Source organism: Microbacterium memoriense (assembly GCF_025398275.1).
GTDB classification, from domain to species: Bacteria; Actinomycetota; Actinomycetes; order Actinomycetales; family Microbacteriaceae; genus Microbacterium; species Microbacterium memoriense.
Window position 1 is genome coordinate 86,733 of the sequence record NZ_JAODOR010000014.1, and the last position, 24,357, is coordinate 111,089.

Consider the following 24,357-nt stretch of genomic DNA (forward strand, 5'->3'; position numbering starts at 1 on the left):
GACGCCTCGCACCCGAGGTAGCGTGGCCGCATGGAATGGACTGCGGACATGTCGGCCGACGACTGGCTGCGGGAGCGCAGCGAAGCCGCGCTGGGCTCGACCATGCACGTCGGCACGATCGTCGGCGGCACGGCGCAACTGATCGCAGCTCTGGTCACCGACCTGCGCCTCGAGACGTTCGAGATCGAGGTGAACCGATGAGCACGCCCTTCGATGCACGCCCTCTGCTCGAACCCGCCGATCGAGCTGCCGTCCGCGCCTACGTGCAGCAGCTGCGTCAGAGCGGGCGCGCCCCGACGGGCGGCGGGGTGCAGCTCGTCGTGGGAATCCTCGTCGGCGTTGTGTTCATGATGATCTTCGGATCGACGTTCTTCTCGGTGATCACCGGTCTGCTGAGCATGGGGGCGGGCGGCGGCGGCGTGCTGTTCGTGATCGTGCCGATCCTCATGCTGCTGGCCGTCGTCGCGGTCGCCGGCACCGCCATCTACCGGCTCGTGCAGGGAACATCCGGCGAGCGTTGGTGGCGCCTCGACCGGTTCGCGCAGGCGAACGGGATGACCTGGTATCCGGCGTCACCCGACCCGCCGCTCCCGGGCATGATCTTCAGCCAGGGGAGTTCCCGTGTCGCCACCGATGTCCTCCGGGGCACGACGCCCCGCTTCGTGGAGTTCGGCAACTACCGATACACGACCGGTTCGGGCAAAAACCGCACGACGCACCGCTGGGGGTACGTCGCCGTCAAGCTCTCCAGCCCGCTGCCGCACATCGTGCTGGATGCCACGAGCAACAACTCGCTGTTCGGCTCGAACCTGCCGGCGTCCTTCGACAAGGACCAAAGGCTCAGCCTGGAAGGCGACTTCGACCGTCACTTCACGCTGTACTGCCCGCAGGGATACGAGCGCGACGCCCTCTATCTCTTCACGCCCGACATCATGGCGCGCTTCATCGACAATGCGGCGGCGCTGGACGTCGAGATCGTCGACGACTGGATGTTCTTCTACGGCAAGCGGGAATTCTCGACTCTCGACCCGGCGACCTGGGCGTGGTTGTTCGCGGCCGTCGCGGCGGTACTCGACAAGTTCGCCCAGTGGGAGCGCTGGCGTGATGACCGCCTCGCGGCGCCGGCCGCAGTCGAGAGCGCGCTGCCATTCGTCGCGCCCGCCGCCCTGCTCCGCCCGCCGGGGGTTGCGGCCCAGGGTCGGCGCCTCACGCGCGGCGTGCCGTGGCGGACGTTGATCGTCGTCGGGGTGTTCGTCGCGATCTGGGTGCTCGGCCAGCTCGGTACGTTCGGTTCGATCCTGGGAGGCCTGTTCCGCTGAGCTCAGCGCGCGGGAAGGATCCGCAGCAGGAGACTCTGCGCCGGCCCCATCAGGAACATGACCAGGAGCGCGAGATAGCCGACCACCGGTACGAGCACGGCGACGACCAGCGCGATGCTGAACAGCACGCACATCGCGATGTCGGCGGCCAGCCCCGAGCGGAGGACGTCGGGCGTGAGGTTGTGCAGCTCGGAGTGTTCACGGAGATAGAGCCGGTGGATCAGACCGATGGCCGCCGTCGCGATGAGGCTACCGATATAGATGCCCTTGACGAGCGGGTCTTCCCCGTCCGCGCGTCCCGAAAGGGCCGTGGCCACCGGCAGCCACACGATGCTCAAGAGCCACGCCATGCAGATCCACAGCAGTCCAGTGGTCACGTGTTCGACGCCGGAGAACAGGCGCTGGTGATTGAGCCAGAACATCGCGATGAGGACGAAGCTCAGCACGAACGATGTCAACTGCCAGCGGTGGTCGACGAACCAGTCCGCGGTCGACACGCTCGCATCGTCGAGGTCCGCGACGCTGTCCATCAGCGGCAGGATCAGCAGGGTCATCGCGATGGCGACCACGGCGTCGATGAACGCCTTCGGACGTTCGGCGCGATACAGGTGCGGCGCGTCGCGGGTCATGCTCGAATAGTAGAGCCCTGCGGCCCTTGACCGGCTCGCACCTGAACAACTCCTGCTCCGCTACGGGCTGGCGACCGGTCACCCGCGGAAATCCGCACCCACCCCGACGGCCAGTGGCCGCGCTGCAGGACTTGTTCAGGTGAGCGAGCACAGAAGAGGGCTCGCCTCCCCCTCACACGTCGTAGCGGTGGGCTTCCCACACGGCGCGGCGCGCGGCCTGCTCGGCCGGGTCGGGGACCGGCAGTGATGCGATGAGCTTGCGCGTGTAGGGGTCCTTCGGGTTGCCGAGAACCTCGGCGGCCGTTCCCTCTTCGGCGATCTCACCCTTGTGGAGCACGACGACCCGATGGGCGAGCATGTCGACGACGGCGAGATCGTGCGTGATGAACAGGGTCGCGAACCCGAAGCGTTCCTGCAGCTCGGCGAACAGCTCGAGTACCCGCGCCTGCACCGACACGTCCAGAGCGCTGGTCGGTTCGTCGGCGATCAGTAGCTTCGGGTCGAGCGCGAGTCCCCGCGCGAGCGATGCGCGCTGGCGCTGCCCGCCGGAGAGTTCGTGCGGGAATCGGTCGCCGAACGCCTTCGGCAGCTGCACGGCCTCGAGCAGCTCGTCGACCTTGTCTCGGGCATCGTCGGCGTTCTTCGCGCCGCCGTGCACGATGAGCGGCTCCGCGACATTCTGCGCGATCGTCAACAGCGGGTTGAAGCTCGTCGCGGGGTCCTGGAAAACGAAACCGAGATCCTTGCGGTGACGGCGGAAGACCCGCTCCTTCACCCCGAGCATTTCGACGCCCAGAACCTGCAGAGATCCACCGCTGACCGGGGTGAGTCCAGCGATCGCGCGACCGATCGTCGTCTTTCCCGATCCGCTCTCGCCGACCAGGCCGAGAACCTCACCAGGCGCGATCGAGAAGCTGACCCGGTCGACGGCACGGAACGTCGGGCGCCCCAACCGGCCGGCGTATTCGATGACGAGGTCGTCGGCGACGACGATCGGGGCTGCGGATGCCGCGCCCGCCGGCAGCTGGCGATCGACGATCTGCAGCCGGGGGACAGCAGCCAACAGCCGCTTCGTGTACTCGTGCGTCGGCGCGGCGAAGAGATCCACAACGGGCGCCGTCTCGACGACTTCACCGTTCAGCATGACCGCCACGCGGTCGGCAAGATCGGCGACGACGCCCATGTTGTGCGTGATGAGCACGATCGCCGTGCCGTCTTCATCGCGGAGGCGCCGCAGCAGATCGAGGATCTCGGCCTGCACCGTGACGTCGAGCGCGGTCGTCGGCTCGTCCGCGATGATGACCGTCGGGTCGAGCGCGAGCGCCGTCGCGATGACGATGCGCTGCTTCTGCCCACCGGAGAACTGGTGCGGATAGTCGTCGACCCGGCGTTCCGGCTCGGGGATGCCGACGCGCGCCAGCATCTCGATCGCCTTGGCGCGCGCTTGCTTCTTCGTGTAGGTGCCGTGGGCCCGAAGCCCTTCCGCGAGCTGCCACCCGACCGTGAACACGGGGTTCAGCGCGGTCGAGGGCTCCTGGAAGATCATCGCGGCCTTCGTACCGCGGACGGCGCGGAGGCCTTCCGCATCCAGTCCGACGACGTCGGTACCGTCCAGCAGCACCACACCCTGGGTGACCGCGGTCTCGGGCAGGAGTCCCAGGATCGTGCGCGCCGTGACGGTCTTGCCACTGCCGGATTCACCCACGATCGCGAGAACTTCGCCACGGCGGACGTCGAGTGAGACGCGGCGAACGGCGTGCACATCGCCGCCGTCGGTCGCGAACGTGACGTCGAGCCCTTGGATGTCGACGGCAAGCCCCGTCTCGGATGCCGTGGTCATCACTCGACCTCTCCCATGAATTCGCGGCTGGCGGGCTGCGTCGCGGCGACCGCGTCGGCCGGCGTCTGCTTCGTCGCGCGGCGCCGCGCGCGCAGGCGCGGGTCGGCCAGGTCGTTGAGGCTCTCCCCGATGAGGGTGACACCGAGAACGGTCAAGACGATCGCGATGCCCGGCGGGATCGCCGTCCACCAGATGCCGGCGGCCACATCGCTGATCGACTTGTTGAGGTCGTACCCCCACTCGGCCGCGGCCGTCGGCTGAATGCCGAACCCGAGGAAGCCGAGGGCCGCCATCGTCGAGATCGCCTCTGACGCATTGAGCGTGACGATCAGCGGCAGGGTGCGCGTGGAATTGCGCAGCACGTGACGGAACATGATCCGGGGCGTCGAGGCCCCGATCACCTTGGCCGACTCGATGAACGCCTCCGCCTTGACCCGCACGACTTCGGCACGGACGACACGGAAGTACTGCGGGATGAAGACGACGGTGATGGATGCGGCCGCCGCGAGTACGCCGGGCCACAGGCCCGACTGACCGCCGCTGATCGCGATGGCGACGACGATCGCGAGCAGCAGGGTCGGGAACGCATAGATCGCATCGGCGATCACGACGAGCACACGGTCGACCCAGCCGCCGAGATAGCCGGAGACGAGGCCGAGAAGGATGCCGAGGAACACCGAGAGCGCGATCGCGACGATCACGACGTACAGCGCGGTCTGGGCTCCCCAGATCACGCGCGAGAGCACGTCGTATCCACCGACGGTCGTGCCGAGCAGGTGCTCCGCGCCCGGCGGCTGCTGCGCACCGAAGTTGCCGTCGGGGCCGCTCAGCTGCGAGAAACCGTAGGGTGCGAGGATGGGTGCGAAGACCGCGGACACCAGGAACAGCAGGGTCAACACGAGACCGGCCACCAGCATCCCGCGCTGCAGGCCGACGCTCTGACGGAGCTGGTGGACGACCGGAAGGCGGTCGACGAGGCGAGGCTTGGTCATCTCAGAACCTCACACGGGGGTCGATGAAGGCCGCGATGATATCGACGGCGAAATTGGTGAGGGCGACGATGATCGCGATCATCGCGACGATGCCCTGCACCGCGACGAAGTCGCGCGAGGAGAGGTACTCGGTCAACTGGAAGCCGAGACCCTGCCACTCGAACGTCGTCTCGGTCAGCACCGCGCCGCCGAGCATGAGGGCGATCTGCAGACCGATGACGGTGATGATCGGGATCAACGCCGGCCGGTACGCGTGCGTCCGCACGAGGCGACCCTCGCCGACACCACGCGATCGTGCGGCGTCGATGTAGGGCATGTTGTAGGTGCCGATGACGTTCGTGCGCACCAGGCGCAGGAAGATCCCGGCGGTCAAGAGCCCGAGCGTGAGCGCCGGGAGCACGGCGTGCGCGAGGACGTCTTGGACGTAGGCCGGATTGCCGGAGGCGATCGCATCGATCAGATAGATGCCGGTGCCGCCCTCCCGGTTCAAAGCGATCTCTGTGCGCACGCTCGCGCGGCCGGAGACGGGAAGCCAGCCGAGCCAGACTCCGAAGACGAGCTTGGCGACGAGCCCGGCGAAGAACACCGGCGTTGCGTAGAAGAGGATCGCGCTGACGCGGAGGAGGGCGTCGGGCCAGCGATCGCGCAGGGCGGCCGCGACGAGACCGAGCGGGATGCCGACGATGAAAGCGACGACCAGCGAGTAGAGCACGAGCTCGAGCGTCGCGGCGCCGTACGTCGCGATGACCTCGATGACCGGTTGGTTGTCGGTGATCGTCGTGCCGAAGTTCAAGGTGAACACCTGGCCCAGATACTCGAAGTACTGGATGAAGATGTTCCGGTCGTAGCCGGCTTCGCTGATGCGCTCGGCGAGTTGATCGGCCGGGAGGCGTCCGCCGAGGGCCGCGGTGATCGGGTCACCGGTGAGGCGGATGAGGAAGAAGACCAGCGTCACCAGGATCAGCACGGTGGGGATGATCAACAGGAACCGCACGAGGATGTAGCGGCCGAGCGTCGATCCCGGCTTCTTCGTCCGGGAATGCAGGGCGGGGGGTGGCTCGGCGACGAGGGCAGCGTCGGTGCTCATGAGTGACTACCTTACGGACAACGGGCGTTCCGGCTCGCCGCGCACGAGACGCAGACGAGACGGAACGCCCGTAGTGGGATTACTTGGTGATCGGTGCGAAGCGGAGCTTGAACGACGCGTCGAGGGTGACCCCGTTCACGTCAGCACCGGTCACGGCAACCTGCGCGCCCTGCAGCAGCGGGAGAGTGGACAGGTCGCCCGCGACGAGCTCCTGGATCTTCTCGATGTCCGCGGTGCGGGTCGCCGGGTCTGTCTCGACGGCCTGCTGGAGGATCAGGTCGTTGACCTCTGCGTTGTCGTAGTGGTTGCCGAGGAAGTTCTCCTGGAGGAAGAACGGCGCCAGGTAGTTGTCGGCGTCGGAGTAATCCGGGAACCATCCGAGCTGGTACGCCGGGTAGACGTCCGCCGTGCGGTCCTTGGAGTACTGGACCCACTCGGTCGACTGCAGGTTGACCGTGAACAGACCATCGGCTTCGAGCTGCTGCTTGATCAGCGCGTACTCGTCACCCGACGACGGTCCGTAGTGATCCGGGCTGTACTGCAGGTTCAGCTCGACCGGGGTCGTGACGCCGGCAGCTTCCAGGGTCGCCTTCGCCTTCGCGGCATCCGGTCCACCCTCGCCATCGCCGTAGAGGCCCTTGAGTGCCTCGGTTGCGCCAGCGAAGCCCTCGGGAACGTAGGAGTACAGCGGGGTGTAGGTGCCCTTGTAGACCTGCTCCGCGATCGTGTCGCGGTCGACGAGGTCGGCGGCGGCCTGACGGACGGCGAGCGCCTTGGCGGCGTCGGCGTCGGCGGTCGTGGCGCCGTACGGCTGCGTGTTGAAGTTGAAGACGATGTAGCGGATCTCTCCACCGGGACCGTCGACGACCTTGACCTTGTCGTTGCCGGAGAGGTCATCGACATCCGTGGCCGAGAGGCTCCGGTAAGCCACGTCGACGTCACCCTCCTGCACGGCGAGCTTCAAGTTGGACGATTCGGCGAAGTAGCTGAGGATCACTCCGGAGTTCTCCGCGGCCGACAGGAGGCCCTCGTAGCTCTCGTTCGGGGTGAACTCGACGGCCTTGTTGAAGTCCCACGAGGTGATCGCGTACGGGCCACCGAACGCGTTGGCATCCACGATCTCCTGGTCGGGCGTGATCGCGTCGGCCGAGAAGACCTCTTCGTCGACAATGGCGCCGGGGAAGGAGGTGAGGATGAACGGGAAGACCTGGTCGTTGTCGGTCTTCAGGGTGAAGACGACCGTGGTGTCATCCGGTGCCTCGACGCTGTCGAGGTTGTAGAGCAGGCTCGAGGCGCCGTTGGGGTCGGCGATCGCGACGTTACGGTCGAACGAGAACTTCACGTCCGACGACGTCAGGTCGTTGCCGTTGGCCCACTTCAGGCCGGCGGGGAGCGTCACGGTGTACTCGTTCGGCGCGGTGAACTCGGCCGACTCGGCGAGGTCGGGAACGACCTCGGTGCTGTTGTAGTCCGTGTTGACCAGGTACGGGAAGACCTGCGTCTGGACGGCGAGCGAGCCGTTGTCGTACGAGCCGGCCGGGTCGAGGGTGGTGACCTTGTCGGTGGTGCCAACGATGATCGGGTCGCCGGAGGCGCTTCCGCCATCCGTGCCGGTCGACGCGCCGGCGCAACCGGCGAGGAGCAGCGCCGAGACGCCGAGCGCCCCGATCGCGAGGCCGGCGCGGCCTCGGTTGCTGGTGTGCAGTGCCATGGGTGATACCTCTGCTGTGTGGGTTCGGTCCCGTCAGTGCGCGAGACCCGATGGCCATCATTCACCCGGTGCGGGGTACTTCCGGCACTCACGCCACATTTGTAACGAGAACGAAACCGAGTGCCATCAGAGACGACGGTCGGTATCAGCGCCCGTCACCGACCATTACGACAGTCCGAACTGCCCCAACTCGGCCTCATCCAGCATCCGGGAGCGGATGATGAACCGGTTTCCGGTCGGGCCCTCGACGCTGAATCCGGCGCCGCGGCCCGGCACGACGTCGATCGTCAGGTGCGTGTACTTCCAGTACTCGAACTGCGCTTCCGAGATGAATACCTCGATGAGATCGTCGAGCCCGACGTCGAGATCGCCGAGCTTCACATCGCTCGGTCCGGTGAGGAACATGCCGACGGGGAAGCACATCGGCGCCGAGCCGTCACAGCATCCGCCCGACTGATGGAACATGAGCGTGCCGTGTTGCGCCGTCAACTGGCGCAGCAGGGCCGCCGCGGCTTCCGTCACGGCGACCCTGCTGAGTGTGTCGTTCATGCTCAGAAGAAACCCATCGCGCCTTCGGCATACGACACCAGAAGGTTTTTGGTCTGCTGATAGTGGTCGAGCATCTTCAGGTGGTTCTCCCGCCCGATGCCGGACTGCTTGTACCCCCCGAACGCCGCGTGCGCGGGGTACTGGTGATACGTGTTGGTCCAGACGCGACCCGCCTCGATCGCACGGCCCGCGCGGTAGGCGGTGTCGCCCGAGCGACTCCACACACCTGCCCCGAGGCCGTACAGGGTGTCGTTGGCGATGTCGATCGCCCCGGAGAAGTCGTCGAAGCTCGTCACCGAGACGACGGGTCCGAAGATCTCCTCCTGGAAGATCCGCATGCTGTTCTGACCTTCGAAAACGGTGGGCTGCACGTAGAAGCCCTCGCTGAGATCGCCACCCAGATCGACCCGTTCGCCGCCGATCAGGACCTTCGCGCCCTCCTGCTTGCCGATGTCGATGTAGCTGAGGATCTTCTCGAGCTGATCGTTGGATGCCTGTGCCCCGATCATCGTGGCCGGATCCAGCGGGTTGCCCTGCACGATCTTGCCGACCCGCTCGATGCCGTCGCCGAGGAACTGGTCGTAGATCGAGCGCTGGATGAGCGCGCGGCTCGGGCACGTGCACACCTCGCCGCCGTTGAGGGCGAAGAACGTGAAGCCCTCGAGCGCCTTGTCGTAGTAGTCGTCCTTCGCGCGTGCGACGTCCTCGAAGAAGATGTTCGCGCTCTTGCCACCGAGCTCGAGCGTCACCGGGATGAGGTTCTGCGACGCGTACTGCATGATCAGGCGCCCGGTTGTCGTCTCACCCGTGAACGAGACCTTGCGGATCCGCTTGTGCTGAGCGAGCGGTGCGCCCGCTTCGATCCCGAAGCCGTTGACGATGTTCACGACGCCGGCCGGCAGCAGGTCACCGATGATGTCGAAGAGGAACAGGATGGATGCCGGGGTCTGCTCGGCCGGCTTCAGCACGACGCAGTTGCCGGCGGCGAGGGCCGGGGCGAGCTTCCACGTGGCCATGAGGATCGGGAAGTTCCACGGGATGATCTGACCGACCACACCCAGCGGCTCGTGGAAGTGGTACGCGACGGTGTCTTCGTCGATCTGGCTGAGCGACCCCTCCTGTGCGCGCAGGACTCCGGCGAAGTAGCGGAAGTGGTCGACGACCAGCGGGATGTCGGCGGCGAGCGTCTCGCGCACCGGCTTGCCGTTGTCCCACGTCTCGGCCACGGCGATCGCCTCGAGGTTCTGCTCGATGCGATCGGCGATCTTGTTCAGGATGTTCGCCCGATCCGCCGCCGTCGTCTTCTTCCACGACTCGAACGCCTTCCAGGCGACGTCGACCGCACGATCGATGTCTTCGACCGTGCCGCGACCCACCTCGGTGAACGGCTTGCCGTTGACCGGCGAGATGTTCTCGAAGTACTGACCCTTGATCGGCTCGACGAACTCACCCCCGATGTAGTGCCCATACCGGGGGCGATAGTCGGCGACAGCTCCACGCTGTCCCGGGTTTGCGTAGACGCTCGAGACGCCCTCTTCAACGATGGTCATGATGTCTCCTTCGACGGTCATGGTCCGCGGCATCCTCGCCGCGCTTCAGATGCCGCCGACACTACGTCGCCCCACGTTGCATGCGGTTGCGCCCCCGCCGTGGCTCCCCGCGCCACGACCGTCCGCCTTCCGCGGGGCGGGGGTCAGAGCGCGGCGTCGACGGCCGACAGCAGGGAGACGAAGCGGGGGTGGGTCGCCAGGTCGTCGAGGAGCACGGCCGCGCCGGCGCCGTCGGCGAGCGGGACCTGCCAGTTCGGATACTCCTTGTCCGTGCCGGGCTGGTTCTGCGTGCGGCGTTCGCCGACGGCATCCACCAGCGCCACCCCGAGCAGCTGCGAGGGGGATGCCGTGATCAACACGTTCAGCGCCTCGATCACCTGCTGCTCGCTCGCCTCCCCACCCAGCAGCCCGCGCTCGCGCAGCAGGGCGAGCATCGCACCGCGCTCGGCGTCGGCCTCGGCGAGCTCCACCTCCACCGGGCGGGTGAGGAGCCCCAGCCGGGCCCGCAACGCGACGTGCTCGTCGGCGAGATACCCGGCGGTCGGGGGAAGATCGTGCGTGTTGACGGTCGCGAGCAGCGACTCGCGGTAGTGCTCGGGCGGACGAAACCCCTCACCCTCGCGTTCGAACCACAGCACCGAGGTCCCGAGGATCCCGCGCGCGGACAGGTAGTCGCGCACCCACGGCTCGACGTTGCCGAGGTCTTCGCCGATCAGCACGGCGCTCGCGCGGTGGGCCTCGAGCGCCAGCACGCCGATCATCGCCTCGTGGTCATAGCGAACGTAGGTGCCGGCCGCCGGCGAGAGTCCTGCCGGAATCCACCACAGACGGAAGAGGCCGATCACGTGGTCGATACGCAGCGCTCCGGCGTGACGGAGGAGCGTGCGGATCATGTCGCGGAGGGGCGCGTACCCGGCCTCGGCGAGCGCGGGCGCGAGCCACGGCGGCTGGTTCCAGTTCTGGCCCTGCTGGTTGTACATGTCCGCGGGGGCCCCCACCGTCATTCTCGGGGCATACATCCCGCGGAGCGACCAGGCATCCGACCCCTGCGTGTGCACCCCGACGGCGAGGTCGTGCATGACCCCGATCGTCATGCCGGATGCCTTCGCCGCCGCCTGCGAACGCTCGACCTGCTGGTCCGCGACCCACTGCAGCCAGATGTGGAAGTCGACCCGGGTCGTCAGCTGCGCCCGCAACTCCGCAACCAGGGGCGAGGAGATGTCGCGCGCATCGTCGGGGCGCGGGGCGCCGTCGTAGTGCTCTTCGAGTGCGCACCACAGGGCGAAGTCCTGCAGCGGCTGACCCTCGCGGGCGATGAAGGCATCGAGCTCGGCCCGACGGCCGGTCGACAACGGCGCGAGGAAGATCGCGTCGAGCGCGAGACGCTTCGCCGCCCACACGGCATCGCGATCGATGCGCGTCGGATCGTCATCGGTCGCGGCGACGGGGGTGCGGGCTGCCTCGACGACGGCACGCTCGGTCGGAGTGAGATACGCGACCTCGCGGATGTCCTCCGGCCGCACGTACAGCGGCGCGAGGAATCTCCGCGTCGCGGGAAGATACGGCGACGGTTCGATCGGGCTCGTGACCTCGGCCGCGTGGATGGGGTTCACCAGCAGGAAGTCTGCCCCCTCGGCGCCCGCGACCGCGGCGAGATCGGCGAGATCGGCGAAGTCACCCATGCCCCACGAGGCGCGCGAGCGCACCGAGTACAGCTGCGCCATCAGACCCCAGCCCCGCCGGCGGCCGGGCCGCGTGGGCGGGGCCGGCAACCGCTCGGGAGTGATCACAAATGGAGCGGATGCCGTCCGATTCACGTCGCCGCCGAACGGCCGCTGCCACGCGTGGACTGTGTGCCACCCGAGTGGGAGATCGACCGGCACCGGGATCTGCAGGCGCCACACCGGGGCGCCGTCGACTGTGCGGGCGGTCGCCTCCTGTGGCGGGACGGGGAGGTCACGCCACGATCCGTCCTCGAGCGCGATCGACAGGGTGACATCGTGACCATCGGCGACGTGGACGAGCAGCACGCGTGCGCCGGGGCGCGACACGAGCGACGCCGGCAGCAAGCGCCGCCAGGGCTCTTCCTGAATGTCGTCCAGCGCCGCGGTGATCTCAGCATCCGACCCCACCGCGACACCCATCGACCGCAGCACCGCCTGCAGGGTCGTGGCGGGAACCGTCACCCGGTCACCGAAGAACGACCAGTACGAGGTCGCGATACCGTGCGCCTCGGCGAGCTCCGTGAGCGCGGGTGTGGGGGTGTCGTCGGTCATGTCTTCCCTCCGTCACGATCATCCTGCCAGGACCGCGCCGCGCGCGCCCCCGCCGCCCCGTCATCAGATCGGACAATGTCACCCGAATCGGATGCCGCAACCCTCGCGCGGCCGAATCTGCGGCATCCGTCCGAATCCGGTGCACGGCGAGGGGCGCTCAGAGGCGCTCGATCCGGGCGACGAGCCCGGCCCGCTTGGGCGATCGCGCCGGCAGCATGCTGAGCGCGAGGCGCAGGATCTCCTCATCCGCCGAGCCGTCCGAGGTCTCGGCGTAGGCCAGGAGGACATCGATCGAGGCTTCGGCGAGGAGGGCATCGCGCAACGCGACCCGCACCGTCTCGCGGAATTCCTCCACGCCCGGGGCCACCGAATCCGGCAAGACCGGCCCCCGGTAGGCCGCGAGGGCGACGCGATGCGCTCCGCGACCGAGCAGCGACAGCACCTGGTGCGCATCGATCTCGAGGTCCGCCGCCAGCCGATACGGCCGGGATGTCGGGACCAAGTGCGGAGCCGTCCGCTCGAGCACCTTGCGCAGGCGCACCATCTCGGGCCGGAGTGTGCCCTCGGCCGCGTCGCCGTAGACGAGCTCGCCGAGACGCTCCGCCGACAGCCCTTGCCGGTGCACCGCGAGCATGAGGAGGATCTCAGCGTGCCGCGCCGATACTTCGGTGAGGGTCTCGGCCGCGTCACCCGCGATCTCCAGCAGCGCGCGATCACGGCCGAGGACTCGCAGCGTCGCGGTCTCGGGCGCCCGCACCACCGACCGTCGGCTGGGGATCGGCGCCGTGACGGCCGCACGTGCGCGCAAGCGCGCCACGAGCAACTCACCCTCGATCGCTCGGGCCGTCGCGTCGACGAGCAACTGCGCCTGGGGTGTGACGGCATCCGCTCCGCCGGTGACATCGATGACCCCGAGGATCCGACGGGTTTCCGGGTCGTGGACGGGGGCGGCCGTGCACGACCACGGCTGCACGAGCCGGTTGTAGTGCTCGGCCCCGTGGATCTGCACGGAGCGATCGAGCGCCAGCGCGGTGCCGGGAGCGGAGGTGCCGACGAACTTCTCGGACCAGTTCGTACCGGCGACGAACCCCATCGCGCCGGTCAGCGCCCGCACCGACCGGTCACCCTCGATCCACAGCAGCCGTCCGGCCGCGTCCCCGACCGCGACGACCACCCCGGCATCGCTCGCGTTGTCTCCCGGCAACAGCAGCGCGCGGATCATGTCCAACGCTCCGGCGAGCGGATGGGTGCTGCGATACGCCTCGAGCTCCTCGTCGGTGAGTTCGAGGGGCGGGAGGTCCTCGGCACCTACACGACCCGCACGCGAGCGGCGCCACGAGTCCTGCACGAGCGGGCGGACCTGATCGACCCGGGGATCACCCGGATTGCCGCCGACGAACTCTTCGTGCGCACGCTCGATGAGCAACCGGGACGTCTCGGGTGAGACCTCCCGGCGTGACGACCACGACGAGGGCACGGCGACTCCGTTCGACGGCGAGGGGAGTGCGCACAGTCTAGGTCGATCGGCTCAGCCTCGGGCGGCCCACCACTCGCGCAAGCGCCGCTCGGCGACCTCGGAGCCGACCATGCCCTCATCCAGTCGCAGTTCGAGCAAGAACCGGTACGCCTCGCCGACCTCGCGACCGGGGCCGATCCCCAACACCTGTTGGATGCGGTTGCCGTCGAGTTCCGGCCGGATGGCGTCGAGCTCTTCCTGCTCGGCGAGCTCGGCGATGCGCCGCTCGATGTCGTCGTAGGCACGGGCCAGCCGCCCGGCCTTCTTCGTATTGCGGGTCGTGACGTCGGCGCGCGTGAGGATGTGGAGCCGCTCGAGCTCGGCGCCCGCGTCACGCACGTAGCGGCGCACGGCCGAATCCGACCACGTACCCTCCGCGTACCCGAAGAACCGCAGGTGCTGCTCGATCAGCTGAGTGACCGACGCGGTCGTATCACCGTCGAAGCGGAGCGCGTGCAGCCGCTTGCGCGCCAGCCGCGCACCTTTGAGATCGTGATGGTAGAAGCTCACGCCGCCGCCGGGCTCGAGCTTGCGGGTCGCGGGCTTGCCGATGTCGTGGAGGAGCGCCGCGAGGCGGAGCGCGACGTCGGGCGCCTGGCCGGGATGCCGCGCCTGCTCCAGTTCGATCGCCTGCCGCAGCACCGTGAGCGAGTGCTCGTAGACGTCCTTGTGGTGGTGGTGCTCGTCGATCTCGAGCCGCAGAGACGGCACTTCGGGGAGGAACTCACTCATGAGTCCCGTCTCGACCAGCAGTCGGATGCCGGGGTCCGGCGCCGCGGTCTGGAGTAGCTTGACGAGCTCACCCTGCACCCGCTCGGGACTCACGATGCGAAGACTCTCACGCAGCTCCGTCATCGCCGCGAGCGTCTCCGGAGCGACGTCGAAACCGAGCTGGGCGGCGAAGCGCGCAGCGCGGAGCATCCGCAGCGGATCGTCACCGAAGCTGATGGCGGGGTCGGCGGGGGTGCGCAGGTGCCGGGCGACGAGGTCTTCCACGCCTCCCGTCGGGTCGACGAGCGCCGGAACCGGCAAACGCAGCGCCATCGCGTTGACCGTGAAATCACGGCGCACGAGGTCGGCCTCAAGCGTGTCGCCGAACTCCACCGTGGGCTTGCGCGTCGCACCGTCGTAGCTGTCGGCGCGGTACGTGGTGATCTCGACCTGCTCGCCGTGGATCTTCGCCCCGATCGTCCCGAACGCGCGACCGATGTCCCATGTCGCCGTGGCAAGGGGCTTCACGATCCGCAGGATGTCATCCGGCCGTGCATCGGTCGTGAGGTCCAGATCATTGGTCGTCCGGCCGAGCAGCGCATCGCGCACGGGCCCGCCGACGATCGCGATCTCGAAGCCCGCGTCCACGAAGGCGGAACCGAGAGTGGCCATCAACGGTGACGATGCGAGTGCCCCCAGCCGGTCAAGTCCCTCGGCCATATTGAGCATGTGTCGAGCCTACCGGGGGTCGGGATGGGTCACTTCGGACGTCGTCGGAGCCGACTCGGTGAACGCGAGGAACCCGGTGAACAGCAGCTCTCGCACGCGGGGCAAGACGTCGGCGGCGAGGGCGTCGGCATCCACCTCCAGCAGATCGGCGATCGCGGCGACGAGCACACCCACCGGCAGATCGCCGTCGCTCGCGCCGACGAGCGCGGCCAGAGCAGGGTCGACCTCGATCGTGCGCGCGAAACCGCCACCCTGGCGCAGCTCGATGATGCTCGGCGCCTCGGACCCGGGTAAGTGGTGGCGAGCCTCGGTGACGTCGCCCGCAACCATGAGCGTGGATGCCGCGAGCGCCGCGTCGTCCATCCGACTCACCCGTTCCCACGCCGTGACGGCGGCCAGCAGATGCTCGCCCAGACTCTTCGAGACCGGCTGTGACACTCGCTCGTAGCGGGCCAGCGTCGGGGTGCCGGATGCCGGTCGATGCAGCAGGAGGTAGCCGAATCCGATCGCCGTCACGCCACGCGCCGCGAAGTCGGCGAGCCAGGCTTCAATGAGCCGCGCGTACTCGGGCGAACCTGGCACCGTGCCGCCGTCGCGCACCCACAGTTCGGCGTAGGCGAGTGGATCGAGCTGCTCACGCTCGATGATCCAGGCATCCAGCGGCACCGGCGAGTCGGCCACCCAGCCGCGAACGCGATCGAGCCCGTCCTCGTCGCCGCGATACTCCCAGTTGCCGAGCAACTGCGCAACGCCACCCGGGGCGAGCACGGCACCGACCTGCGTCACGAACGCGGCCACGAGATCATCGCCGGCCATCCCGCCGTCCCGGTACTCGTACTCGGGCACGCCGGCGACCCGCGGCGTGATCACGAACGGCGGGTTGGACACGACGCGCTCGAACTGCTCGCCCGCCACCGGGTCGAACAAGCTGCCGAGCCGCACGTCGATCCGGCCATCGGCTCCGGCCAGCAGTGCGTTCAGCCGGGTGAACTGCAGCGCCCGGGCGGACACGTCGGTTGCGACGACCCGATCCGCGTGGCGCAGCGCACGCAACGCTTGGATGCCGCATCCCGTGCCGACGTCGAGAACCCGGCCCGCGAAGGATGGCAGTTGCAGACCGGCGAGGGTCATCGAGGCGCCGCCGACACCGAGCACGTGGTCGGCGGGCAGAGCGCCGCCGAGGGCCCCCTCATCGAGATCGCTCGCGATCCACCACAGACCGGATCCCGCGGCGTCGCCGAATTCCTGTGGCCGCACGAGTGCCGCCGGCACCACGCGTCCGCCGTCGATCGATACCAGGCCGAGAGCGCGGAGGCCCGCAGCCCCGACGCGCGGCAGCGCGGCATCCACATCCGAGACCGGAGCGCTGGTGCCCAGGAAGAACACCCGCGCGAGGACGGCGAGCGCATCCGTGCGGTCACCCAGCGCTGTCAGCGCCGGCCCGTGCAGGCCGCGGCCGATCGCGTCGTCGGCAATCCCACCCCACGCCGCGCGCACGGCGGCCGCCGTGTAGTCCGCCTCGCGGAGATCCTCACGCAGTGCCGCGCACAGCTCACGGTCGGCGGTGACATCCACAGGAGAGTCCAATCGTCGTCGGTGCGGCTCCGTCACGGTTCGCGCACAGGGCCCTCACTCTAGAATCGCATCTGATCGTGCGGTCGGGGATCGCACAGGAGTCCAATCCCATGACCGTGACCTCGTCCACATCCACGCCCGCGCGCCGCTTTCGGGTGCGCCTGGCGGTGCTGGTGGCGCTCGTGCTCGGCGTGGCCCCCGCCGCCGCGGCGGGCGCGGTGGAGACGCCACTGAACACCACGGGTGTGACCTTCACGGCCGGCCCGACGGACGACGGTGTCCTCACCGAAGGCCAGCCGCTCACCGTGGCGCTGCGCGCGAGCAACCCCACGGCGGTCCCGATGGCATCGGGCCCGGTGAGCATCTCGGTGACCGACACGGCACTCCCGACCCGCGAGGCGCTGCGGGCGTGGCTCGATGACGCCACGCCGGAGGCCGCGGCCCGCGAGATCGGCGCCGCCACGATCGGTGGGCTCGACGCGTACGCCCAGCGCACCGAAACCGCGACGATCGACCCTGATGCGACCGGGCTCCGGCAGCTTGCCCCGGGCGTGTACCCGCTCACCGCGACGTACGCGTCGGCGCGGGGCGATCTCACGACCGCCAGTGTGCTGGTCGTTCCGGATGCCGCCGCCTCCGCACCGGTGGGTGTCATCGTGCCGATCACGACACCGGCACGCTCGGTGGGGCTCCTCACGAGCGAGGAGCTCGCGACGGAGACCGGCGTCGGCGGCGACCTGCGTGCACAGCTGGATGCGGTCAGCGGTACGCCCGCGATCCTCGCGGTCGACCCGGCGATCGTCGCCTCGATCCGCGTGCTCGGGTCGTCGGCCCCCACCGCCGCGCGTGCCTGGCTGGCCGATCTCCTCGCCCTCCCGAATGAACGGTTCGCTCTGCAGTTCGGCGATGCCGACCTCGCGACGCAGTTCGGCGCCGGCCTGGGCGCGCCGCTGGGTGTCACATCGCTCGGCTCGGCCCTGACGGCGAGCGACGGTGGCACGGGGGCGACATCGCCCGCTCCGACACCGACGACCGCGCCAGAGGGGGCCATCCGGACTCTCGAGGAGCTTCTCGCGATCGGGTCCGTGACCGATGGCCTCTACTGGCCGGCGAGCGGTACAGCCGGCGGAACCGTCGCGGCCGCCGTCGCGGCGCTCGCCACGGCCGAGCTTCCGACGACGACGCTGGTGCCGTCGTCTGTCGCGGCGGAGTCGATGTCCGGGCGGGCGAGTGCCGGCGATGCGCACCTCCTCGTCTACGACGCGGATGTGTCGAGTGCCCTCCATGCCGTGTCGGTCGCCACCGGCAGTGTCGATCGTGGCCGAGGGCGCGCCGCAGCATCCGCCTTCACCTCGCTGGCACACGCGGAGTCGCCGGGTGCGGGACTGCTCGTCACGATCGATCGCGGCGCGAATCGGACGGCGAGCGCGCTGGACGACGCGGTCCGTGCCGCGTTCGCGCTCACCGGGCGCATCCCGATCGGGCTCGATTCCTTCCTCGACGACGTGCCGACACCTGTGACCCTCAGCGAGGTCGAGCCGAACCCGGCCCACGTCGCGGCGCTCACCGAGTTCCTCACGGGTGAGACCGAACTCGGCAGTTTTTCCTCGATCCTCGCCGACCCGCGCGTCCTCCTCGGCCCCGAGCGCATGTCGATCCTCCAGCTGATCGGCAATGCCTGGCTGCCGGATGCCGCCGGCTTCGCCCGTGCTGTCGCCCGGCATCGCACCGCGACCCGGGCGACACTCGATGCCGTCTCGATCACCCGACCGTCCGGGCTCACTCTCGCGGCTTCGAGTGCATCACTCGGGTTCACGATCCGCAATGACCTCCCGTGGCCGGTGTCCCTCGTGCTGATCACGACGCCGAACGATCCCCGCGTGATCGTGCAGAACACGACCCCGATCCAGGTTGGCGCGAGCCAGAATTCCCGCGCGGACGTGCCGATCCAAGCCCGGGTCGGCAGTGGTGAATCCAACCTCACGGTGCAACTGCGCAGCCCCAGCATGATCGCGATCGGCGACCCGGTCTCGGTGGACGTGTCCGTCCGCGCCGAGTGGGAATCGGTCGGCATCGCCGTCCTGATCACCCTCGTGTCCACGATGATCGTGCTCGGCATCATCCGCACGATCATGCGACGTCGAAAGCGCACCACGAAGGAGCATGCGGATGGCTAGCCTCGGGCGCGCCAGCGCGATCATCGGCGCGGGCACTCTCGTTTCACGGCTCACCGGCCTCTTGCGCTCGGTCGTGTTGGTCGCCGTCATCGGCTCGTACGGCTCTCGCGCGGCGGATGCGTTCACGACCGCGAACATGCTGCCGACGAACATCTACGAGCTCGTCGCCGCCGGCGTCATCACGGGCATCATCGTGCCGCAGATTGTGAAGGCCGCCGCACACACCGACGGTGGATCACGGTTCGTCTCGAAGCTGTTGACTCTCGGCACCGTGTTGCTCGTGGCGGCAACCGCGCTCACCATGGCGCTCGCGCCGTTGCTCATCTGGCTTTACGTGCCCGGCTACACCCCCGAGCAGAGCGCGTTGGCGTTGTCGTTGGCGTACTGGTGTCTGCCGCAGCTGCTGTTCTACGGCCTGTACGCCCTGCTGGGCGAAGTCCTCAACGCCCGCAAGGTGTTCGGCCCCTACAGTTGGGCACCCACCGTCAACAACCTCGTGTCGATCGCGGGATTCGGTGTCTTCCTCGCGGTGTTCGGTGGGCCCTTCACCGCGGTGTCCGACTGGAACGGCGCGATGGTGACGGTGCTCGGTGGCACCGCGACCCTGGGAATCGCGCTTCAGGCGATCGTTCTCGTGTTCTTCTGGCGCCGCACCGGCCTCCACGTCCGCCCCGACTTCCGCTGGCGCGGCATGGGTTTGCGCCACATCGGGACCCTCGCCGGGTGGACGTTCCTCACGGTCGTGATCGGACAGATCGCGGGTCTCGTGCAGTCACGAGTGGTGTCGGATGCGTCGGGTTCCGCCGGCATCACGGTCATCGTCTACGCCTGGCTGATCTTCATGCTGCCGCACTCGATCGTCGCGATGTCGATCTCCACGACGTACTTCACGCGCCTCTCGGAATTGGTTGTGGCGGGCGAGGTCGACCAGGTGGGACCGAACCTCGATGAGTCGATCCGGGCGCTCAGTGTCTTCGCGTTCGGCTTCATGGCGGCCCTGGGCGCGGCATCCGTTCCGATCTCCCGGATCTTCACCAACAGCCCCGACGGCGCGGAAGCCATGGCGTGGGTGCTCGGGGCGTACCTCATCGCCCTGGTGCCGTTCGGCGTGCTCGTGATCGTGCGGCGTGCCTTCTTCGCCTTCCAAGACACCCGCACACCTTTCTTCTTCACGATCGTGCAGTGCCTCCTCGCGGCCGGTGGAGCCCTCCTGGCCGCCCTCGCCGTCAGTGCGGGATGGCTGCCCCTCGCCTTCCTCGCCGCCGGTGTCGCCCTCACCCAGTCCCTCTCGACGTTCGTGCAACTCCCCGTCGCTCTGCGCCTTCTGCGTCGGCACACCGGCACCCTGCGACTCGGTGCGACCTGGCGCGCGCTCGCCCGCTTCGCCGTGGCCTCCGTGCCGGCCTTCGCGGCCGGATGGCTCACTTTCCTCCTTCTCGGAGGCGCGGAGGGCTGGACGGCATCCGATCGACTGCTCGGAGCGGTAGGCGCCACCATCATCGGCGCCGCCGCACTGGTCGTCTACGTCGCGATGCTGGCCGTCCTGCGGGCCCCCGAGCTGACGATCGCCGCCCGCACCGCACGGCGTCTGTTCGGCCGCTGAGAATACGGCGTCGTCGGCCGGTCAAGGAATGCGCCGCGACTACCATGGGTTGACTGCGGTGAGGCCCTTCGGCCTCTCCCACCAAGGAGGAAAAGCGTGCGACAGGTCATCATCATCGGCTCGGGCCCCGCGGGTTACACCGCGGCGATCTACGCGGCGCGCGCGAACCTGTCTCCCCTCGTCATCGCCAGTTCGGTCGAGGCCGGCGGGGAGCTCATGAACACCACCGAGGTCGAGAACTTCCCCGGCTTCCCCGAGGCGATCATGGGCCCCGACCTCATGACGAAGATGCAGGAGCAGGCTGAGCGTTTCGGCGCCGAGGTCGTGTACGACGACGTCGTCTCCCTCGACATCACGGGCCCCGTCAAGACGATCACGATGGGTTCCGGCAAGGTCGTCGAATCGGATGCCCTCATCTACGCGACCGGCTCCGCACCCCGCAAGATCGGGATCGAGGGCGAAGCCCGCCTCTCGGGTCGTGGCGTCTCCTACTGCGCCACGTGTGATGGATTCTTCTTCCGCGAACGCGTCATCGCGGTCGTCGGCGGTGGCGACTCGGCGATGGAAGAGGCGACGTTCCTCACCAAGTTCGTGTCAAAGGTCTATGTCATCCACCGCCGCGGCGAACTGCGCGCGTCGAAGATCATGCAGGAGCGCGCGCAGCGGAACGAGAAGATCGAGTTCGTCTGGAACAGCGCCGTCGTCGACATCCTCGGTGAGGATGCGGTCACCGGTGTCGTTTTGGAAGACACCGTCAATGGTTCGCGCCGTGAACTGGCCCTCGAGGGCGTCTTCGTCGCGATCGGAAACGACCCGCGCACACATCTCGTGCACGACATCCTCGACCTGACCGCCGACGGCACTGTCTGGGTCGACGGCCGCTCGTCCCGCACGTCGGTCCCCGGCGTCTTCGCGGCGGGTGATGTGATCGACCCGACGTACCGTCAGGCCGTCACCGCCGCCGGCAGCGGCACCGTCGCGGCCCTCGACGTGGAGCACTATCTGGCCGGTCTCGGCGAAGCCGGATCCCCGGCCGAAGACGTCTCCGAGATCGACGCACTGCCCACCGTCTGAGCGCCGGGAACAATCCCCGGCATCCAGGCGTTTCCAGATCTCAACACTTCTAAAAGGAGAAGAACACATGACTTCGAAGGCCACGAGCGAAAGCACCTGGAAGCAGGATGTCATCGAGGCCGACGGCCCCGTCCTGGTCGACTTCTGGGCCGAATGGTGCGGACCGTGTCGCATGGTCGGCCCGATCCTCGACGAGATCCAGTCTGAGAACGGCGACAAGATCACCATCCTCAAGCTCAACGTCGATGAGAACCCGATCCTCGCGATGGAGTACCAGATCACGTCGATCCCGGCGATGAAGGTCTTCAACAAGGGCCAGGTCGAGAAGACGATCGTCGGCGCCAAGCCGAAGTTCGCGCTCGAGCAGGACCTCGCGGCGTACCTCGCCTAAGAGCGGAAGCATCGGCCCCTGACCGGGAATCATCCCCGGTCAGGGGCTTTTTCGTATCCAATTATGGGCGGACGCGCGCGTCCCACGTGCGGTGCGGCTCACTGCCGAGCAAGCGCCACACGGCTCGCGTGAGTTCCGGATGTTGCAACGCGATCTGGCGGAGCACTCGATAGTTGCGCGCGGCCGACGGGCGCGATCCACCGTCCGACGCGATGTTCTCGGCGCGAAGCGTCAGAACGACGAGTTCATCGACCGAGGGGAGGTCCTCCATGAACTCCCAGGGATCCTCACCTGAGCGAATGCGTTCCTCGATCAGCACGGCGAGTTCGTCCGTAGCCTCGGCCCGCAACAGCTCGAGGCTGGCGCGGCGCGGGAGGCTGGGGTCGTCCGTCACTCATCCAGCCTACGACGACCCGGGGGCACGGGCGTCAGAGCGCCCCGTACTCGGTCTCGCCGATCTCGCCGAGGATGCGGTTGAGATCCTGGATGGTGGCGAAATCGATGTTGATCTGGCCTTTTCTTGCCGTGAGTGTGATCTTCACTTTGGTGTTCAAGCGGTCACCCAACCGCTCCGCGACGTCATCGAGGTGAGCCCGGCGCGCACCCGCTTTGGGTGCGATCGGCCGCAACGAACCGGCATCCGTCATTTTGGCGGCAGCTTCGGCCGCGCGCACAGACAGGTCTTCGTTGACGATCTTGTCGGACAACCGCTGCATGGCCGCGACGTCGTCGAGTGACAGGATCGCCCGCGCGTGGCCCGCACTCAGCACGCCTGCCGCGACGCGCTGCTGCACCGGCATGGGGAGCTTCAACAAGCGGATCGTGTTGCTGATCTGCGGCCGTGACCGGCCGATGCGCTGCGCGAGCTCTTCCTGAGTGATCGCGAAATCCTCGAGAAGCTGCTGGTAGGCCGATGCTTCTTCCAGCGGGTTGAGCTGGGAACGGTGGAGGTTCTCGAGCAGCGCGTCCCGCAGGAGATTCTCGTCCGTGGTCTCGCGCACGATGGCAGGAATCGACGTCAAGCCGGCTTCGCGCGATGCTCGTGTGCGGCGCTCACCCATGATGAGTTCGTACTTACCGTCTTCGTTCGTGCGGACGACGACAGGCTGCAGCACACCGAATTCGCGCACACTGTGGACGAGCTCGGCGAGGTCATCGGCGTCGAAGTTCGACCGCGGCTGGCGCGGGTTCGGCACGATGTCGTGCGGGTCGATGTCGATCAGCCGCGTACCGGGCACGTTCAGCAGCTCTGTCGTGTCATCGGGTACGGGTGTCGCCTCGGAAAGCGAAGCCCCCGGGAAGAAGACGTCGACCGGGCGTGCTTCCGACGACTCGGTCGTCGGAATGAGCGCTCCGATGCCGCGCCCCAGTCCAGTTCGCTTTGCCATCAGTGGGCTCCCTCGTTGTCTGTGTTCTTGAGCCCTCGCCGCGCAATCTCCACGGCCGCTTCCCGGTACGCGACGGCGCCCGCGGACTGCCCGTCGTACGCGATGACGGTTTGTCCGAAGCTCGGAGCCTCGGAAACGCGCACGGATCTGGGGATGACGGTGGACAGCACCTCCTGCGGAAAGTGTGTCCGGACTTCATCGGCGACCTGCTGCGCGAGGCGGGTGCGGCCGTCGTACATCGTCAGGAGGATCGTGGAAAGGTGCAGGTTCGGATTCAGGTGCTTCTGGATCATCCGAACGCTCCCGAGGAGCTGACTGAGGCCCTCTAGCGCGTAGTACTCGCACTGGATCGGGATCAGAAGCTCCTGCGCGGCCGTGAAAGCGTTGATGGTGAGCAATCCGAGCGACGGTGGACAGTCGATGAGGACGAAATCGAGTCGCTCCTCGAGGCCACCGATGTAGTCATCGAGGGCCGTGCGGAGGCGATGTTCACGGGCGACCTGTGATACCAACTCGATCTCTGCGCCGGCGAGATGGATCGTGCTGGGAGCGCACAGAAGTCGCGGGGATTCAGGGCTGACCTGGACAATATCCGCAAGCGGAAACTCGTCGATGAGCACATCGTAGATGCTCGGAATGTCGGCCGTGTGCGGCACACCCAGTGCTGTCGATGCATTTCCCTGCGGGTCCAGGTCGATGACGAGGACCCGTGCACCGACGGAAGCCAGCGCAGATGCAAGATTGACGGTCGTGGTGGTCTTTCCCACCCCGCCCTTCTGGTTCGACACCGTCACTACACGCGTGGACCCGGAGAATTCGATCTCCACGGCGGCGAGAGCCTTGCGCCGAGTGGTCAGATCAGCGAGTTCGCGCGCAATAGGGCTATCTGCGAGGAGGGGTGCGGGAGAGTTCGCATTCTCCGATTGCTGCACCATCAACTCCTGTCACGCGGGGGGTCCTCCCACTGTAGTCGAGCACACCGACACCGCTCCCCGATCCTGCCCGTTTCACGTGAAACACACGTAGTGGTTTCGATACGGCGCCTCCGGCGCCTACTCAACCACCGAATCTTGCCCAATCCCCGCTGATCGAGTGCCGGCGCGCAGCGCCGGTGTATCGAGATCACCCTGCATACCTCGTTTCACGTGAAACATCCAAGTGGTTTCGATACGGCGCCTTCGGCGCCTACTCAACCACCGAAAGTGGGACCGGTGATCTCGATCACTCCCCACTCACCCGA

General features: G+C 67.8%; 20 protein-coding genes. 6 read left to right on the top strand and 14 right to left on the bottom strand.

The annotated features are described in order from the left end of the window. The first annotated feature begins 30 nt into the window (after positions 1-30). Entirely contained in the window at positions 31-201 is a 171-nt protein-coding gene (locus tag N4R40_RS11910) for a hypothetical protein (protein ID WP_261607595.1), read from the top strand. Next, positions 198-1,319: a hypothetical protein gene (locus tag N4R40_RS11915; RefSeq protein WP_261607596.1), complete on the top strand. Its 1,122-nt coding sequence runs from the start codon at positions 198-200 to the stop codon at positions 1,317-1,319. Before N4R40_RS11910 ends, N4R40_RS11915 begins: the two co-directional genes overlap by 4 nt. Before the next feature lie 2 nt (positions 1,320-1,321). Here N4R40_RS11915 and N4R40_RS11920 read toward each other — a convergent pair whose 3' ends face one another. The 11 genes from N4R40_RS11920 to N4R40_RS11970 all read right to left on the bottom strand — a co-directional run bounded on the left by N4R40_RS11920 (position 1,322) and on the right by N4R40_RS11970 (position 16,484). Further along, positions 1,322-1,948, bottom strand: coding sequence for a TMEM175 family protein (locus N4R40_RS11920; protein ID WP_261607597.1), 627 nt, complete (start codon positions 1,946-1,948; stop codon positions 1,322-1,324). A 172-nt stretch (positions 1,949-2,120) separates the two neighbouring features. Then, a complete protein-coding gene (locus N4R40_RS11925) occupies positions 2,121-3,788 on the bottom strand; it encodes an ABC transporter ATP-binding protein (RefSeq protein WP_261607598.1) in 1,668 nt (555 codons plus the stop codon). Continuing rightward, complete coding sequence (locus N4R40_RS11930) at positions 3,788-4,780, bottom strand: ABC transporter permease (RefSeq protein WP_261607599.1); 993 nt, start codon at positions 4,778-4,780, stop codon at positions 3,788-3,790. Before N4R40_RS11930 ends, N4R40_RS11925 begins: the two co-directional genes overlap by 1 nt. Before the next feature lies 1 nt (position 4,781). Then, positions 4,782-5,867, bottom strand: a complete 1,086-nt coding sequence (locus N4R40_RS11935) for an ABC transporter permease (RefSeq protein ID WP_261607600.1) — start codon at positions 5,865-5,867, stop codon at positions 4,782-4,784. A 79-nt stretch (positions 5,868-5,946) separates the two neighbouring features. Then, positions 5,947-7,578 carry an ABC transporter substrate-binding protein gene (locus N4R40_RS11940; protein ID WP_261607601.1) on the bottom strand — a complete coding sequence of 544 codons (1,632 nt, stop codon included), beginning with the start codon at positions 7,576-7,578 and terminating at the stop codon, positions 5,947-5,949. Positions 7,579-7,743: 165 nt separating this feature from the next. Next, positions 7,744-8,127: a DUF779 domain-containing protein gene (locus N4R40_RS11945; protein WP_261607602.1), complete on the bottom strand. Its 384-nt coding sequence runs from the start codon at positions 8,125-8,127 to the stop codon at positions 7,744-7,746. A gap of 2 nt (positions 8,128-8,129) precedes the next feature. Then, the gene (exaC, locus tag N4R40_RS11950) at positions 8,130-9,677 is read right to left on the bottom strand and encodes an acetaldehyde dehydrogenase ExaC (RefSeq protein ID WP_261607603.1); all 1,548 of its coding nucleotides are present in this window, start codon (positions 9,675-9,677) and stop codon (positions 8,130-8,132) included. A 143-nt stretch (positions 9,678-9,820) separates the two neighbouring features. Then, positions 9,821-11,953, bottom strand: a complete 2,133-nt coding sequence (malQ, locus tag N4R40_RS11955; RefSeq protein WP_261607604.1) for a 4-alpha-glucanotransferase — start codon at positions 11,951-11,953, stop codon at positions 9,821-9,823. 157 nt (positions 11,954-12,110) lie between these two features. Next, complete coding sequence (locus N4R40_RS11960; RefSeq protein WP_261607605.1) at positions 12,111-13,430, bottom strand: GAF domain-containing protein; 1,320 nt, start codon at positions 13,428-13,430, stop codon at positions 12,111-12,113. Between the two features lie 51 nt (positions 13,431-13,481). After that, positions 13,482-14,909, bottom strand: a complete 1,428-nt coding sequence (locus N4R40_RS11965) for a CCA tRNA nucleotidyltransferase (RefSeq protein ID WP_261607606.1) — start codon at positions 14,907-14,909, stop codon at positions 13,482-13,484. Positions 14,910-14,918: 9 nt separating this feature from the next. Continuing rightward, positions 14,919-16,484 (bottom strand): DUF7059 domain-containing protein, encoded by a 1,566-nt coding sequence (locus N4R40_RS11970; protein ID WP_261607607.1) that lies wholly within the window; start codon positions 16,482-16,484, stop codon positions 14,919-14,921. Positions 16,485-16,594: 110 nt separating this feature from the next. Here N4R40_RS11970 and N4R40_RS11975 point away from each other — a divergent pair, with 110 nt between their 5' ends. From N4R40_RS11975 to trxA, 4 genes are all read left to right on the top strand, one after another. Beyond that, positions 16,595-18,661, top strand: a complete 2,067-nt coding sequence (locus N4R40_RS11975) for a DUF6049 family protein (RefSeq protein WP_261607608.1) — start codon at positions 16,595-16,597, stop codon at positions 18,659-18,661. Then, on the top strand, positions 18,654-20,264 hold the full coding sequence (murJ, locus tag N4R40_RS11980) for a murein biosynthesis integral membrane protein MurJ (RefSeq protein WP_261607609.1): 1,611 nt from the start codon (positions 18,654-18,656) through the stop codon (positions 20,262-20,264). The genes N4R40_RS11975 and murJ overlap by 8 nt, the downstream gene beginning before the upstream one ends. Before the next feature lie 96 nt (positions 20,265-20,360). Then, positions 20,361-21,338, top strand: coding sequence for a thioredoxin-disulfide reductase (trxB, locus tag N4R40_RS11985; RefSeq protein ID WP_261607610.1), 978 nt, complete (start codon positions 20,361-20,363; stop codon positions 21,336-21,338). Between the two features lie 67 nt (positions 21,339-21,405). Continuing rightward, entirely contained in the window at positions 21,406-21,729 is a 324-nt protein-coding gene (trxA, locus tag N4R40_RS11990) for a thioredoxin (protein ID WP_261607611.1), read from the top strand. Between the two features lie 61 nt (positions 21,730-21,790). Here trxA and N4R40_RS11995 read toward each other — a convergent pair whose 3' ends face one another. From N4R40_RS11995 to N4R40_RS12005, 3 genes are read right to left on the bottom strand one after another with little or no spacing between them, the layout of a single operon-like run. Beyond that, a complete protein-coding gene (locus N4R40_RS11995; RefSeq protein WP_261607612.1) occupies positions 21,791-22,123 on the bottom strand; it encodes a tryptophan synthase subunit alpha in 333 nt (110 codons plus the stop codon). 34 nt (positions 22,124-22,157) lie between these two features. After that, a complete protein-coding gene (locus tag N4R40_RS12000; RefSeq protein WP_261607613.1) occupies positions 22,158-23,117 on the bottom strand; it encodes a ParB/RepB/Spo0J family partition protein in 960 nt (319 codons plus the stop codon). Continuing rightward, the gene (locus N4R40_RS12005; protein ID WP_315902502.1) at positions 23,117-24,049 is read right to left on the bottom strand and encodes a ParA family protein; all 933 of its coding nucleotides are present in this window, start codon (positions 24,047-24,049) and stop codon (positions 23,117-23,119) included. Before N4R40_RS12005 ends, N4R40_RS12000 begins: the two co-directional genes overlap by 1 nt. Positions 24,050-24,357 lie beyond the last annotated feature (308 nt).